The organism is Bradyrhizobium sp. USDA 4353 (assembly GCF_054063215.1).
The window spans coordinates 6782378-6797323 of the sequence record NZ_JBSSGB010000001.1 but is presented as its reverse complement, the minus strand read 5'-3'; the positions used below and the strand labels follow the sequence as shown (position 1 = coordinate 6797323).

At 65.6% G+C, this 14946-nt stretch carries 11 protein-coding genes; 6 read left to right on the top strand and 5 right to left on the bottom strand.

Features of this window, described 5'->3' with window-relative positions; translation table 11 throughout:
• Positions 1–15: 15 nt before the first annotated feature.
• Genes ACVILH_RS30760 through ACVILH_RS30750 form a run of 3 tightly spaced genes read right to left on the bottom strand, consistent with a single transcriptional unit; the run spans position 16 to position 5814 of the window.
• Positions 16–3090, bottom strand: coding sequence for an efflux RND transporter permease subunit (locus ACVILH_RS30760; protein WP_456716248.1), 3075 nt, complete (start codon positions 3088–3090; stop codon positions 16–18).
• 28 nt (positions 3091–3118) lie between these two features.
• The gene (locus tag ACVILH_RS30755) at positions 3119–4234 is read right to left on the bottom strand and encodes an efflux RND transporter periplasmic adaptor subunit (RefSeq protein WP_456716247.1); all 1116 of its coding nucleotides are present in this window, start codon (positions 4232–4234) and stop codon (positions 3119–3121) included.
• Entirely contained in the window at positions 4234–5814 is a 1581-nt protein-coding gene (locus ACVILH_RS30750) for an efflux transporter outer membrane subunit (RefSeq protein WP_456716246.1), read from the bottom strand. Before ACVILH_RS30750 ends, ACVILH_RS30755 begins: the two co-directional genes overlap by 1 nt.
• Positions 5815–5898: 84 nt before the next feature.
• Here ACVILH_RS30750 and ACVILH_RS30745 point away from each other — a divergent pair, with 84 nt between their 5' ends.
• The gene (locus tag ACVILH_RS30745; RefSeq protein ID WP_456716245.1) at positions 5899–6624 is read left to right on the top strand and encodes a TetR/AcrR family transcriptional regulator; all 726 of its coding nucleotides are present in this window, start codon (positions 5899–5901) and stop codon (positions 6622–6624) included.
• A gap of 3 nt (positions 6625–6627) precedes the next feature.
• Here the strand turns inward: ACVILH_RS30745 and ACVILH_RS30740 are convergent, their stop codons facing one another.
• Together ACVILH_RS30740 and dctA are read right to left on the bottom strand one after the other, a co-directional pair.
• Entirely contained in the window at positions 6628–7542 is a 915-nt protein-coding gene (locus ACVILH_RS30740; protein ID WP_456716244.1) for a PepSY domain-containing protein, read from the bottom strand.
• Between the two features lie 240 nt (positions 7543–7782).
• Positions 7783–9090 (bottom strand): C4-dicarboxylate transporter DctA, encoded by a 1308-nt coding sequence (gene dctA / locus ACVILH_RS30735; RefSeq protein ID WP_456716243.1) that lies wholly within the window; start codon positions 9088–9090, stop codon positions 7783–7785.
• A gap of 501 nt (positions 9091–9591) precedes the next feature.
• On the opposite strand from dctA, the gene ACVILH_RS30730 reads away from it, so the two are divergent.
• From ACVILH_RS30730 to cyoD, 5 genes are all read left to right on the top strand, one after another.
• Complete coding sequence (locus tag ACVILH_RS30730; RefSeq protein ID WP_456716242.1) at positions 9592–10824, top strand: acetyl-CoA C-acetyltransferase; 1233 nt, start codon at positions 9592–9594, stop codon at positions 10822–10824.
• 236 nt (positions 10825–11060) lie between these two features.
• Positions 11061–12857 carry a chloride channel protein gene (locus ACVILH_RS30725; protein ID WP_456716241.1) on the top strand — a complete coding sequence of 599 codons (1797 nt, stop codon included), beginning with the start codon at positions 11061–11063 and terminating at the stop codon, positions 12855–12857.
• Between the two features lie 165 nt (positions 12858–13022).
• Positions 13023–13856, top strand: coding sequence for a cytochrome ubiquinol oxidase subunit II (locus tag ACVILH_RS30720; RefSeq protein WP_456716240.1), 834 nt, complete (start codon positions 13023–13025; stop codon positions 13854–13856).
• Between the two features lie 24 nt (positions 13857–13880).
• Complete coding sequence (gene cyoC / locus ACVILH_RS30715) at positions 13881–14522, top strand: cytochrome o ubiquinol oxidase subunit III (RefSeq protein ID WP_456716239.1); 642 nt, start codon at positions 13881–13883, stop codon at positions 14520–14522.
• Complete coding sequence (gene cyoD / locus ACVILH_RS30710) at positions 14519–14911, top strand: cytochrome o ubiquinol oxidase subunit IV (protein WP_456716238.1); 393 nt, start codon at positions 14519–14521, stop codon at positions 14909–14911. The genes cyoC and cyoD overlap by 4 nt, the downstream gene beginning before the upstream one ends.
• The last annotated feature ends 35 nt before the right edge of the window (positions 14912–14946 follow it).

Below are 14946 nucleotides of genomic sequence, written 5' to 3'. Positions count from 1 at the left end.
TGATTTTACGAGCGTTCAAGACGTGGCCACGGCCTCGTTGCCATGAACAGTCGCCTCGTGCGTCCCGCGATGGGCGATCAGCGCGTAGGCGACGGGGACCACGAACAGCGTGAATAGCGTGCCGATGGCGAGCCCGGTGGCGATCACGAGTCCCATGTTGAAGCGCGACACCGCGCCGGCGCCGCTGGCCGCGATCAGCGGGATGACGCCGAGCACCATCGCCGCGGTCGTCATCAGGATCGGCCGCAGCCGGATCGTGGCGGCCTCGATGATCGCCTCGGTGCGATCCTTGCCTTGCTCGCGCAGCTCGTTGGCGACCTCCACCATCAGGATGCCGTGCTTGCTGACGAGGCCCATCAGGGTGACGAGGCCGACCTGGGTATAGATGTTGATGCTGGCGCCACCGATGCCGAGGCTGATGAAGATCAGCGCGCCGGCGAGCGACATCGGCACCGACACCAGGATGATGATCGGGTCGACGAAGCTGTTGAAGAGGGCGGCGAGCGCCAGGAAGATGATGATCAGCGCGAACACGAAGGTGGTGACGAAGCCGCCGGATTCCTGCTCGAGCTGCCGCGACGCGCCGCCATAGTCGATCGAGTAGCCCGAGGGCAGCGACGTCGCGAGCTCCTTCAGGCTGGCGAGCGCATCGCCCATCGCGACCCCCGGCATCGCGACGCCGGAGATCGTCGCCGCATTGATCTGCTGGAAGTGGTTGATCGATTCCGGGATGGTCTTGTGCTCGAGCCGGGCGACCGTCGACAGCGGCACCATCGTGTTGCCGCTGCTGCGGATCGAATAATCGAGCAGCTGATGATCAGTCAGGCGATCGTTTTGCCGGACCTGCGGGATCACCTTGTAGGACCGGCCCTCCAGGCTGAAATAGTCAAGATAGTTGCCGCCCAGCATGGTCGCGAGCGCGCCGCCGAGATCGCTCATCTTGAGGCCGAGATCGGCGGCCTTGTCGCGGTCAAACACGACCGTCGTCTGCGGCTTGTCGATCTTGAGGTCGGTGTCGAGGAAGATGAACTTGCCGCTCGCCAGCGCCTTGGCCATGAACTCGCGCGAGACGTCGTTGAGCTCGGAGAACGATCCGGTGGTGCCGATGACGAACTGCACCGGCAGGCCGTTGCTGCCCGGCAGCGGGGCGGGCTGGAAGGCGACCGAGCGGGCGCCGGCGATGCCGTTCAGCATCTGCTGGAATTCCGGCTGCAGGGTCTTGGTCGTCGCCTTGCGCTGATCCCAGGGCTTGAGCACCCAGCCGCCGATCGCCTGCGTCGGGGTGTCGATCTGGAACACGGTGCGGGTCTCGGGGCGTTGCGCGATCAGGCCGAACAATTGCTGGCCATAGAATTCGCGCTGCTCGAGCGTCGCGGAGGGCGCGGAATTCGTCAGCGACAGCACGATGCCCTGGTCCTCGTCCGGGGCGAGCTCGCTGGTCGAGCTGGCATAGAGCCAGGGGATCATCGCCAGCAGCAGCAGCGCGAACACGACGACCACGGGCTTGGTGGTGAACACGCTCTCGAGCCCACGGCGGTAGGCGTGGGCGAGCCGTTCGAGCACGTGGTCGATGGTGCGGACCAGCCGCGCCTCCAAGGTGGTGGCGCCGCGCTCGGTCCGGCGCAGCAGCCAGGCGCAGTTCATCGGCGACAAGGTCAGCGCGATCACGGCGGACACCGTGACGGCGCCGGCGAGCGTGAAGGCAAACTCTGTGAACAGCGCGCCGGTCAGGCCGCCCTGGAAGCCGACCGGCACGTAGACCGCGATCAGCACCACGGTCATGGCGATGATCGGGCTCGCCAGTGCGCGTGCCGACTGGATCGCGGCGTCGACCGGCGAGACACCCTCGTCGATCAGCCGGTGAACCGCCTCGACCACGATGATGGCGTCATCGACGACGAGGCCGATCGCCAGCACCAGCGCCAGCAGGGTCAGGAGATTGATCGAGAAGCCCATCAGCAGCATCAGGCCGAAGGTGCCGATCAGGGACAGCGGGATCGCGATCACCGGGATCAAGACCGAGCGCCACGAGCCTAAGAACATGAACACCACGACGATCACGATCGCGATCGCCTCGACGAGCGTATGCACCACCTCGTCGATCGACGAGTTCACGAAGTCGGTGGAGTCGTAGAGCACCTCGCTGGTGATGCCGTTCGGCAGCTGGCGCTGCAGGTCCGGCAACACCGCCTTCACGCCGTTGATGACGTCGAGCAGGTTGGCGGTCGGCGCCGCCTGGATGCCGATATAGACGGCGGTCTTGCCGTTGAAGCGGGTTGCGCTGTCGTAATCATCGTTGCCGAGCGTGACGTTGGCGACATCGCGCAGGCGGATGATCGCGCCATTGACCTGCTTGACGACGAGGTTGCGGTACTGCTCCAGCGAATGCAGATTGGTCGCGGCGGCCAAGTCGACCTGCACCAGCCGGCCCTTGGTGGTGCCGAGACCCGAGATGTAGTCGTTGCCCGACAGAGCGGTCGACACGTCCGTCGCGGTCAGACCGTAGGCGGCGAGCTTGTCCGGATCGAGCCAGGCGCGCAGCGCGAACTTCTTGGCGCCGAGCAATTCTGCGGTCTGCACGCCGGAGACGGCCTGCAGCTTCGGCTGCACCACGCGGGTGAGATAGTCGGTGATCTGGTTGGGAGCCAGCACCTCGCTGGCGAAGCCGATATACATCGCATCGATGGTCTGGCCGACCTTCAAGGTGAGGGTCGGCTGCTGCGTCCCGGTCGGTAGCTGGTTCAGCACCGAGTTCACCTTGGCGTTGATCTCGGTCATCGCCTTGCCGGAATCGTAGTTCAGCCGCAGGTTCACCGTGATGGTGCTGCTGCCGGTGACGCTGGTCGAGGTCATGTAATCGATGCCGTTGGCCTGGGCGATCGCGTTCTCCAGCGGCGTGGTGATGAAGCCTGCGATGATGTCGGAATCCGCGCCCGCATAGGCCGTGCTGACCGTCACGATGGCGTTCTGCGTGCGCGGATATTGCAGGATGGCGAGCGTCGTCATCGAGCGCAGGCCGAGCACGAGGATCAGCGCGCTGACCACGAGCGCCAGCACCGGCCGGCGGATGAAGATGTCTGTGAAACGCATGGGAGGCTCTGAGCGTGGGCTTGCGCGGTTACTGATCGACGACGTTGGGGGCGGCTTCGGCCACCGGCACGTGCGAGTTATCGATCTTCACGGGGCTGCCATTGCGCAGCTTGATCTGCCCGGCGATCACCACGGTCTCGCCGGGCTTGACGCCGTCGGTGAGCGCGATGTGATCGCCCTTGGCCGGCTTGCTCTTGATGAACATCTGCCGCGCCTTGCCCTGGCCGTCCTTGAGATCGTCGACGACATAGACGAGATCGCCATAGGGGTTGCTGACGATAGCGGTCAGCGGCAGGGTGACGAGCTGCTCGGGCTGGCCTACTCCGATCTCGACCTTGGCGAACATGCCCGGCAGCAGGCGCGCTTTTTCATTGTGCAGGGTGGCGCGGACCTGGACGTTGCGGCTGGTCGAATCGACCTTGGCATTGATCGCCGAGATCTGACCGGTGAAGCGCTCGCCCGGAAAGGCGTCGACGCTGATGCCGACGTCCTGGCCGATCCTGATATCGGCGAGCGACTGCTGCGGCAGGTAGAAGTCGACGAAGATCGGATCGAGGCTCTGCAGGGTGACGATGGTGGTGCCGGCGCTGAGATATTGTCCGAGGTCGACGGCGCGGATGCCGAGCCGGCCGGCGAACGGCGCCTTCAAGGTCTTCTGCTCGACCACCGCCCTCTGCTGCGCGACCAGCGCCTGCGCGTTCTTCAGGTTGGCGCGGTCGCTGTCGAGCGTCGCCTGGCTGACGGCGTTGAACTTGATCTGCTCCTCGTCGCGCTTGACGACGATGGCGGCGTTCTCGGCGGTGGCCTGCAGCGACTGCAGCTTGGCGACATCGTCGGTCGCGACGAGCTGCAGCAGCGGCTGACCGGCTTCGACCGAATCGCCGGAATTGAACTGGATGCTCTGCACGATGCCGGAGGCCTGCAACGCGAGATCAGCGCCGTTGACGGCGCGCAGCGAGCCGACGGCGGTGAGATTGGAGCGCCACGGTGCGGTCGCCGCGACAGTAGTCGAGATCGTCTGCGGCGGGTTCGCCATGGCGCCGATCGCCTTGGCGATCATGATGCCCTTGAATGTCTGGAATCCGTAGAGGCCGCCGAACAGAACGGCCATGGCAGCCAGCATGATCGTCATGCGCTTCTTCATTACATCGCTTCCTGGATGGTCCGATTGGGGCCGGCGAAATAGCCGGGATTGGCGCGCGGCAGCGCCGCTGGTGTCTCGTCCTGCCGATTCCACCAGCCGCCGCCGAGCGCCTGGAACAGCGCGGCGGTATCGGTGAAGCGGGTGGCCTGCGATTTGACGCGGGAGACGCGCGCGTTGAGATAGGATTGCTGCGCGGTGATGACGTTGGCGTAGGGCACGGCGCCGCTCTTGAACTGCTCGATCGCCATCGCGAGGCTGTCGGCGGTGGCTTTTTCAGCGGCGGCCTGCGCCTTCAGCGCCTCGGCGTCGTATTGGATGGCGCGCAGCGAATCGGCGACGTTCTGGAACGCGGTAATGACCGTGCTCTTGTAGAGCGAAAGGTCCTGCTCAAAGGTTGCGACGTCGGCTTCCTTGGTGTGATAGAGCGCGCCGCCGTCGATCAGCTTCTGGCTGACGCTCGATGCCGCGTCCCACACCAGGGTCGTCGGCGAGAACAGTCGCTCCGGCCCGCTCGCGCCATAGCTGCCCGACAGCGTCACCTGCGGGAGCAGATTGGCAATGCCGACGCCGACGGTCGCGGTGGCCTGGTGCAGAGTGGCCTCGGCCTGCCGGATGTCGGGGCGCTGGCGGACGAGCGAGGAGGGGAGCGACACGGGCAACTTCCGCGGCAGCTTCAGCTCCGCGAGCGTCACATGCTCGCCGCGGTCCTGATTCGGTAGCCGGCCGAGATAGGCCATCAGTTGGTTGCGCTGCTGCGCCAGTTGTTTCTGCAGGGGTGCCAGGGTGGCCTTGGCCTGCGCCAGCGTGGCCTCCTGCGACAGCACGTCGGATTTCGAGATGGCGCCGACGTCGAACTGGCGCTGGATGCGTCCGAGCTGATCGGTCTCGGCCTTGATGATCTCCTCGGTCGCCGCGATCTGGTCGCGCAATGAGGCGTCGGTGATCGCCGCCGTCACCACGTTGGCGGTCAGCGCCAGATAGGTCGCCTCCATCTTGAAGCCCTGATAGTCGGCCTGCGCCTGCAGCGCCTCGACCTGGCGCCGCGTGCCGCCCCATAGGTCGAGCGCGTAGCTGACGCTGACGGAGGCACCGTAGAGTGTGTAGAGCGAGGTCTGGCCGGGCCACTGCCCTTGCTGCGTGCTAGAGGCCTGCGTACGTTCGGCTGATCCGCTGGCGCTCACTTGCGGAAACAGCGCGCCCTGCTGCGACAGCGCATTCTCGCGCGCGGCCCGCAACGCATATTGCGCAGCTTCGACATCGGGATGGTTGCGGATCGCTTCCTCGACGAAGGCGTTGATCTGGCGCGAATGAAACACGGCCCACCAATTGCCGGGCAGGTCGCTGCCGGGTGCGAAGCTCTGCGCGTTGCCCCCTGGTGTCTCGGCACTGGCGGTCGCCGCGAGGCGACGCTCGGACGTGTAGCCCGCCGTCGCCGGCGCGTCCGGGGACATGAAGTCCGGGCCCATCGCGCAGGATGCGAGCAGCACGCCGCAGCCGACGAGGCCGAGCGGCGCGACAATCGTCCCGCGTGTTGCGCCGGGCCGCCACCAGGCCTGAAACATTTGGACATCTTTCTTCATAAAACTAAACCGTTTAGTTTTTCTTGAGCGAAGATGCTGCCCGCCTTAGGTTTGAGTCAAGTCACTTTGGTGCTAGGAGGGAGGATGATGACATCCTCTACTAAATCAGGTCCATCGCGTGTCGTTACGGACACAAGCCGTACGGAGCGAAAGCAGACGCAGATACTCGACAGTGCGCGGACGCTATTTCTGGAAGGTGGCTTCGATACCACCAGCGTCGATGCGATCGCCCGCCATGCGGGAGTGTCGAAGGCGACGCTCTACGCTCACTTCACGGACAAGGATGCATTGCTGCTCGCGCTCGTCGAGGAGGATTGTCGAAGCCGGCGCGAGTCGCTGTGGACAAAGCACGAGGGCGCGATCGATCTCGAACGAGATCTGCGCGAGATCGCCCGCCGATTTCTGGCGATGTTTCTCGACGATCAGGGACTGGCGATGTATCGCCTGATCATGTCATGCGCCTCGCGGTATCCCGCCGTGGCGCAGGCCTTCATGCGGGCGGGGCCGGAGCGCTGCGATGCTGAGGTCGCAGCGTTCATGCGCGCGGCGCAGGCCCAGGGCTTGCTCGATGTGCCCAATGCGAGGCTCGCCGCGACTCAGTTTCTCACCTTGATCCAGGGCCGCCTGCCGCTCACATGGGCTCTGTCCATGCAGGCTCCGAGTCCGGCCGAATACAGGACGCAGCTCGAAAGTGGAATCAAGGTGTTCATCGCCGCCTATGGGCGTGCCGAAGTGAGGCCCAGGCCGCGTGCGAAAACCTCGAAGGCCTCGCTGCGGCGATCGCTCGGATCGGCGGCGAGACGGCCGTGACCATCAGGGCGTGACAGAAGACGTCGCGGGGCTCGCCCGGAGCTCTCTCGTCCGCTGCGGCCGGCGCAGCCGGCGCTGCGCCCAGATCAGCACGCCGGTGATGAGCAGCGTGAGCAGCACCAGCGAGATCAGCACGTTGGCACCGCTGCCCATCAGCGACCAATTGCCTTCGTGCAGCAGCCGCACCCAGTTGCGCGGCAGCGCGGAGAGGCCGTCGGCGGTCACGGCATAGGCGCGCAACTCGTCGCCCTCGATGATCCGCGCCATCATTCGTCCGCCGCGGCTACCGATCATGTTGACGGTCGCAAGATCATGATCCCTGGCGACGATGCTGACCGCCTCCGTCAAGGACACGCGCTTGGATGACGTCGCCGGCGCACTGAAGAAGCTGTTGCTGGGGTCGAGCAGGACGCCGGTCAAGGGGCTCAGCAGGATCAGCGGCAGCGTGAACCACGCGGCGCCCTTGTGCCAGCCGGACAGCGTGTTGCGCAGCCGCGGCAGCCCCATCAGGATGCCGATGATCATGATGACGATCATGCCGATGGTGGAGATCGTCGTGAGGCCCTCGATGCCGATCAGGTGCTCATGCGTCACGCGCGCCCACTGAAACAGGCTCGACATCGCAGGCTTGTCCGCGACGGCGCCGGTGGTCATGTCCAGCTCGGTGCCGGGGCGTCCCTGCAAGGTCAGATGCTGCGTCGTCGGATTGATCGAGATCCCGCGCGCCTTGCCGTCCGGGTCATATTGCTTGATTAGCCCGACCACGCGGGCCGGGTCGACGCTGCCGGGCTTGACGGCTGCGACCTGCGCCATCGGCTCGAAGGAGAGGATCAGTCCGGTGGCAATGATCACGAGCAAGGGCAGCGCGAAGGTCAGGCTGATCCAGCGGTGGAGTTTGAGCAGCAGCTGCTTGTTCATCGTCATCTCCGAATGATCGTCAGGCACACCGATGGCGTGGCGAGACGGTTGTCCGCAGGCGCTCACTCCGTGAACGTTTCTGATCGTTTCGGACGCGACCACGTAGGCCATCAGCCGTCCGTTCCGCTTCATTAGCTGAGTGCGGAGGCGGGACGAAGGAGATAACTATTAATTTTAGGTCATGCGCCGTTTGATCGGCGTCATGGCAGCCAAAGCAAATCCACACCTATGCGGATGATTTCAATTTGCATCAGATGCCACTGTCTCGCCATCCAGCACCTGCTTCAGGCGCGCCGCGTCCAATCCATTCTCCCAGCGTGCAATGACGATGGTCGCCACCGCATTGCCGATCAGGTTGGTCGGCGTCAGTCCCTGCGACATCAGGCGATGGATGCCGAGCACGAGCGCGACGCTGGCGACAGGAATGGTACCGGTTGCTGCAAGCGTCGCCGCGAGCACGACGAAGGCGGCGCCGGCGATGCCGGCCGCGCCTTTGGATGTCACCAGCAGGATCAGCAGGAGGCCGATCTGGTGGCCGATGTCGAGATGCGTGTTGGTGGCCTGCGCCAGAAAGACTGCGGCAGTCGCGAGGTAGAGGCAGGTGCCGTCGAGATTGAACGAGTAGCCCGTGGGGATGACGAGGCCGACGATGCTGCGCTCGCAGCCGGCGGCCTCGAGCTTCGCTAGCATGCGCGGCAGCACGGTCTCGGACGAGGTGGTGGCGATGCAGACCAGGATCTCGTCGCGGATATAGCGGATCAGCTTCCACAGGCTGAAGCCGGCGAAGGCGGCGATCGGGCCGAGCACGGCGGCGATGAAGATCAGGCAGGTCAGATAGAAGCTGCCGAGCAGCAGGCCGAGCTTGGCGAGCGAGCCGATTCCGAACTTGCCGACGGTGAAGGCGATCGCGCCGAAGGCGCCGAGTGGCGCCGCCCACATCACGATCCGGACGACGCCGAAGATCATCTGGCCGGCGACCTCGATCACGTCGGTCACCGCCTTGGCGCGGTCACCGAGCCAGATCAGGGCGAAGCCGCACATGACGGAGATGAAGAGGACCTGGAGAATGTTGCCCTCGGCGAAGGCGCCGACGAAGGTCTGAGGAATGATGTTGAGCAGGAACGGCACCAGGCCGACCGCGGCCGTCTGCTTGACGTAGGGCTCGATGGTCGCGGAGTTGATGGTGGCCGGGTCGACATTCATGCCGACGCCCGGCTGAAACAGGTTCACGGCCGCGAGCCCGATGATCAGCGCCAGCGTCGTGACCACCTCGAAATAGACCAGCGCCTTGATCGCGACGCGCCCGACCTTGGCCATGTCGGCCATGTGGGCGATGCCGTTGACGACGGTGCAGAAGATGATCGGCGCGATCAGCATCCGGATCGCCTTGATGAAGGCGTCGCCGAGCGGCTGCATCTGCGCGCCGAGATCCGGCTTGACCGCGCCGAGCACGATGCCGGCGGCCATCGCGATCAGGACCTGGACGCACAGCTCCTTCCACCAGGCGCGGCTGGCGGGGACGGCGAGGGTCGAACTCGAACTGCTCATGTCAGGTCCTGTCGAGCGGAAGGCGGGGGAGGGGTGCATCTTCATGGAAGCTTCGCGTCATCGCGTCAAATGCTGTGGACGCAAAGTGCGCTTGTGATGTGTCCATCATTTCACGGCTATCGTGTTGCAGAAGGATCGCGCTCGCCGCCATCCGACATCCCCCACATTTGACGTCACCTCCCAGCCGAGAGCCAAATTGTCTCCTGCGCTCATCGGCTTATCGCGACGTCCTTGCGTGCGGCTTGCGAGTGATGGCGCTGTGCTGTGCTCCGTTGCCGGTGCTGCTCGACCGGTTGAAGTCGCGTCGGAGCGAGATCCTGTCCGCGGCTTGCGCGGGCGGTTCCGTGCCGTGAAAAAAGCGTTCTCCGTCAAGCACCTGAGCGCGAGGCATTCAAGCCTGATCCGCAGTTCACGCGGTTGTCGAGCGCGACGGCGCAATGCTATCGACCAAAGCAAGGACGACCGGACCGCCGGTTGCAGCTGATCAGGAGAGGAAACACCATGGCCGACGCGCTCATCATCGACGCCTGCAGGACCCCGCGCGGCATCGGCAAGGCCGGCAAGGGCGCGCTGGCTGGGCTGCATCCGCAACACCTCGGCGCGACCGTCTTGCGTGCGCTGGCCGAGCGCACCGGCATCGACACCGCCGACGTCGACGACATCATCTGGGGCTGCTCCTCGCAGCGGGGACCGCAGAGCGGCGATCTCGGCCGCATGTCGGCGCTCGATGCCGGCTACGACATCCGCGCCTCCGGCGTCACGCTCGACCGCTTCTGCGGCTCCGGCATCACCAGCGTCAACATCGCCGCCGCCCAGATCATGGCCGGGCAGGAGGATCTCGTCGTCGCCGGCGGCTGCGAGATGATGTCGATGGAGGGACGGCGCGGCGAGGGGCCGCTGATGATGGACGCCGGCAATTTGCATCTGCGCGCGCTGCACCCGCAATCGCACCAGGGCGTCTGCGCCGACGCCATCGCCACCATGGAAGGCATCACCCGCGCCGATGTCGATGCGCTGGGGTTGGAGAGCCAGAAGCGCGCGGCGGCGGCGATCGCGGGCGGTCACTTCAAGAGAAGCCTGGTGCCGGTACATCGCGACGACGGCAGCCTCGCGCTCGACCATGAGGAATATCCGCGGCCGCAGACCACGGCGGAGGCGCTGGCCGGCCTGAAGCCGGCGTTCCCGGCGATCGCCGACTATGCGCTCGACGACAAGGGCACGACCTATCGCAACCTGATCCTGCAGCGCTATCCCGGCCTCGAGATCGAGTTCGTGCATCACGCCGGCAACTCCTCCGGCGTCGTCGACGGCGCCGCCGCGATCCTGCTGGCCTCGCCGTCCTACGCCAAGGCGCATGGCCTGAAGCCCCGCGCGCGCGTGGTGGCGATGGCCAATATGGGCGATGACCCCACCTTGATGCTCAACGCTCCGGTGCCGGCGACCCGCAAGGTGCTGGCCAAGGCCGGGCTCACGATCGACGACATCGATCTGTTCGAGATCAACGAGGCGTTCGCAGTCGTCGCCGAGAAGTACATGCGCGACCTCAAGCTCGACCGCGCCAAGGTCAATGTGAACGGCGGCTCGATTGCGCTCGGACATCCGATCGGCGCCACCGGCTCCATCCTGATCGGCACCTTGCTCGACGAGCTGGAGCGGCGCGACCTCAAGCGCGGCCTGGTGACGATGTGCGCGGCCGGTGGCATGGCGCCGGCGATCATCATCGAGCGGGTCTGAGCGGCCCAAATCCTGCGATCCGCAAGCGACGCCCGCTCCGGCCCGGCCGCAGCGGGCGTCGCCGTTTCGGAACGTGGCTTGCCACTTTCGCCGCGTTGCGCCGTTGACGCGTCGACACGGGCCGCTGCGGTTCCAGTTTCCGGACCAGTCAACCACGTTTCGGCTGGAAAGGAATTCGCGCTTGTTCCGCAAATTGCGGCAGGTTATTGCCACGCAGAGGCCTCCTTGTAGAAGAAATGGCTCTCGTGCTCTCGACGCTGTCGCATATCATCGATCGCAAGGCTTCGAACCGGGTGGTCACGCGGCTGCGGGCGCTGCTGCGCAGCAACGAGTTCTACCTGATACCGCTGGCCCTGGTGATCGGCGTCAGCACCGGCGCGATCGTGACGGTGATGAGCCTGATCGCGCAATTCGCGCATGTGATCATCTACGGCATCCCGATCGACGTCCGCCTCAGCGCCAATGCCTGGGTCAACCCGGTCGTCGCGCTGATCGCGCCGGCCTGCGGCGGCCTCGTCCTCGGCCTGATGGAATGGCTGCGGCGGCGCTGGAAGATTGCCGCGGCGGTCGACCCGGTCGAAGCCAATGCGCTGCGTGGCGGGCGGCTGTCGATGCGCGACAGCATCGTGGTCAGCAGCCAGACCCTGGTGTCCAACGGATCCGGCGCCTCGGTCGGCCTCGAGGCCGGCTACACCCAGATCGGCGCCGGCGTGGCCTCGCTGCTCGGGCAGTATCTCACGCTCCGCCGCAACGACCTCCGGCTGATCGTCGGCTGCGGCGCGGCCGCCGCCATCGCCGCCGCCTTCGGCGCGCCGATCACGGGCGCATTCTACGCCTGCGAGCTGATCGTCGGCGTCTACTCGGTCGGCAGCGCGGCGCCGATCCTGGCGGCCTCGCTGGCGGGCGCGCTGACCTCGCAATATCTCACCGGCGCGCCGTATTCGCTCGAGATCCAGAAGGTCGGCGCCGTCGGCTTCGAGCAGTACATCGCGCTGTTCGTGCTGGCGCTGCTGGTCGCCTTCATCGGCATCGTGGTGATGCGCGCCTCGCCGGCGGTGGAGCGGCTGTTCGTCCGCATCCCGGTCTGGCTGCGGCCGGTGATCGGCGGCGTCTGCGTCGGCGCCATGGCGATCGTGACGCCGCAGGTGCTGGCGGCCGGTCACGGCGCGATGCTGCTCGACCTGCATCGCGAGATGGCGGTCGGCTTCATCGCCACGATCATCGTGCTGAAGCTCGCGGCGTGCCTGATCTCGCTGGCCTCCGGCTTCCGCGGCGGCCTGTTCTTCGCCTCGCTGTTCATCGGCAGCCTGCTCGGTAAGCTGTTCGCGGGCCTGCTCGCGATGGCCGGACTGAGCCTGGCGCTCGATCCGCTGGTCGCGATGCTCACGGGCATGGCGACACTGGGAGTCGCCATCGTCGGCGGGCCGCTGACGATGTCCTTCCTGGTGCTGGAAATGACCCGCAGCGTCGACGTCACCGCCGTCGTGCTCGGCGCCTGCATCGTGACATCCGTCTGCGTGCGCGTGCTGTTCGGGCACTCGTTCTCGACCTGGCGGCTGCATCTGCGTGGCGAGACCATCCGCAGCGCCAACGATGTCGGCTGGCTGCGCAACCTCACCGTCGAGCGGCTGATGCGCTCCGACGTCGCCAAGGTGCCGACCACCACCAGCATCGCGGCCTGCCGCCGCGAATTCGCGCTCGGCACGCGGCAGGCGGTGGTCGTGGTCAACAACAGCGACGATTATTGCGGGCTGGTGTCGCTGCCCGACCTGTTCTCCGGGGAGCTCGACTCCATCGCCGACGAGATCCAGGTGGTCGAGCTCGCCAAATATTTCGAGGTCGCGCTGTTGCCGGAAATGAACGTCAAGACGGCGATGAAGATCTTCGACGATTCCGGCGCCGAGGAGCTCGCCGTGCTGGAGTCGGAGAACAGCCGCAAGGTGATCGGCTTCCTGACCGAGTCGTTCGCCCGTCGCCGCTATGTCGAGGAGATCGACCAGGCCACGCGCGGCGTGCTCGGCGCGTTGTCCTGATCGCGCCACCGCGGCCGGTCGTCCCATCGCCTGCGATGGGAGACGCTGAGTTCCGACAACGGTAACGGCACGACCTGTCGCGTCACCCGCAAATGTGTGTTTTGCGGCGCAGGAACCTCCGCAGCGCAACTCGGTTGTGTGCGGGGTTGAACGCCGGAAGACCGCATGAACATCTTCGATCCCAAGGGACCGATCGCCGCCGCCCAGCAGACGATCCTGATCGATTCCGTGATCATCATGCTGGCGATCATCGTTCCGACGTCGATCGCGGTGCTGGCCGCAGCCTATTGGTTCCGCAGCTCCAACACCCGCGCGCGCTACAGGCCTGATTTCGCCTATTCGGGCGCGGTCGAGCTCGTGGTGTGGTCGATCCCGGCGCTCACGGTGATCCTGCTCGGCGGCGTCGCCTGGATCGGCTCGCACGAGCTCGATCCCGCCAAGCCGGTCGACGGCACCGGGCTTCCGATCCGCATCCAGGCGGTGTCGCTCGACTGGAAATGGCTGTTCATCTATCCCGACCAGCGCATCGCCACCGTCAACAGCCTCACCGTTCCGATCGGCGCGCCGCTGCAGTTCGAGCTGACCTCCGGCAGCGTGATGACCGCGTTCTTTATCCCGCAACTCGGCGGCATGATCTACACCATGAACGGCATGGTCACGCGGCTCAACCTGCGTGGTGATCATGTCGGCACCTATAAGGGGCTCGCCTCGCAGTTCAGCGGCGACGGCTTTCCGGACATGATGTTCGACACCAATGTGGTGTCGCAGCCCGACTTCTCCAACTGGGCGACCAACGCGGCCAAGAGCGACCAGACCCTCGACGAGGGCAGCTACAAGCAGCTCGCGGTGCAGTCGATCGAGAAGACGCCGAAGACCTACCGGCTCGATGATCCCGAGCTGTTCGGCAAGATCGCCATGCAGCACATCGCGCCGGCGCCGGGACCGCAGCTCAGCGAGAACAAGTCGCGCGAGGAGAGCGGAGCGTCGCATGCGCATTGATCTGTTTGCAGCCGGAGTGGGCCGATGTCGGTGACCACGGTCGAGCAATCGCCGGCTCTTACTGACCCGCATCATCTGCGCGCCACCGAGCATCCGGGGCCGGCGCCGAAGCGGATCGTGACGGGCTTCGGGTTCTGGATCTTCCTGCTCTCCGACATCGTGATGTTCTCGTGCTTCTTCGCGAGCTTCGCGGTGCTGTCGGGCGGCACGGCCGGCGGCCCCGGCGGCGCCGAGCTGTTCGACATCCGCAACGTCGCGATCGAGACCGCGCTGCTGCTGCTGTCGAGCTTCACCTGCGGCATGGCGAGCATCGCCGCCGATCGCCACAACGCGCTGTGGTTCCAGATCGCGATGGCCGTGACCGGCCTGCTCGGCGCCGGCTTCCTGCTGATGGAGATTCGCGAGTTCGCCGATCTCGTCGGCCGCGGTGACGGACCGAGCCGCAGCGCCTTCCTGTCGGCGTTCTTCACGCTGGTCGGCTGCCACGGCCTGCATGTCGCGGCCGGCATTCTCTGGCTGCTGACCATGATGGCCCAGGTCGTGGCGAAGGGTTTCCGCGCCGACATCGAGCGCCGCATCCTGTGCTTCGCGCTGTTCTGGCATGCGCTCGACATCATCTGGGTCGCGGTGTTCTCCGTGGTCTATCTGCTTGGGAGTGCAACATGAGCGATCACGCCCAGGAATTTGGCGACCGCGGCGATCTCGCGCCCGGCGAGCAGCAGCATGGCGACCTGCGTTCGCACGTTCTGTTCTATCTCGCCGGCCTCGGGCTTGCCGTCCTCCTCACCGCCGTGTCGTTCTTCATCGCGGGCACCCATCTCGTCTGGCAGCCCTCCATTCCCGTCGCCATCATCGTGCTCGCGATTGCGCAGATGGGCGTGCATCTCGTGTTCTTCCTCCACATCACCACCGGGCCCGACAACACCAACAACGTGCTGGCGCTGGCGTTTGGTCTGATCATCGTGTTCCTCGTCGTCGGCGGCTCGCTGTGGATCATGGCGAACCTCAATCACAACATGATGCCGATGAATCAGCTGATGCAGATGCAGCAGTGAGACTTGCTGACGTTTACGGGGTCCGTAGGGTGGGC

Coding starts and splice junctions, on each gene's coding strand:
- ACVILH_RS30740 (WP_456716244.1), bottom strand. CDS start 7,542: ATGAACAAGCAGCTGCTGCTCAAACTCCACCGCTGGATCAGCCTGACC.
- cyoC (WP_456716239.1), top strand. CDS start 13,881: ATGTCGGTGACCACGGTCGAGCAATCGCCGGCTCTTACTGACCCGCAT.
- dctA (WP_456716243.1), bottom strand. CDS start 9,090: ATGAGCAGTTCGAGTTCGACCCTCGCCGTCCCCGCCAGCCGCGCCTGG.
- ACVILH_RS30725 (WP_456716241.1), top strand. CDS start 11,061: ATGGCTCTCGTGCTCTCGACGCTGTCGCATATCATCGATCGCAAGGCT.
- ACVILH_RS30720 (WP_456716240.1), top strand. CDS start 13,023: ATGAACATCTTCGATCCCAAGGGACCGATCGCCGCCGCCCAGCAGACG.
- ACVILH_RS30745 (WP_456716245.1), top strand. CDS start 5,899: ATGATGACATCCTCTACTAAATCAGGTCCATCGCGTGTCGTTACGGAC.
- ACVILH_RS30730 (WP_456716242.1), top strand. CDS start 9,592: ATGGCCGACGCGCTCATCATCGACGCCTGCAGGACCCCGCGCGGCATC.
- cyoD (WP_456716238.1), top strand. CDS start 14,519: ATGAGCGATCACGCCCAGGAATTTGGCGACCGCGGCGATCTCGCGCCC.
- ACVILH_RS30750 (WP_456716246.1), bottom strand. CDS start 5,814: ATGAAGAAAGATGTCCAAATGTTTCAGGCCTGGTGGCGGCCCGGCGCA.
- ACVILH_RS30760 (WP_456716248.1), bottom strand. CDS start 3,090: ATGCGTTTCACAGACATCTTCATCCGCCGGCCGGTGCTGGCGCTCGTG.
- ACVILH_RS30755 (WP_456716247.1), bottom strand. CDS start 4,234: ATGAAGAAGCGCATGACGATCATGCTGGCTGCCATGGCCGTTCTGTTC.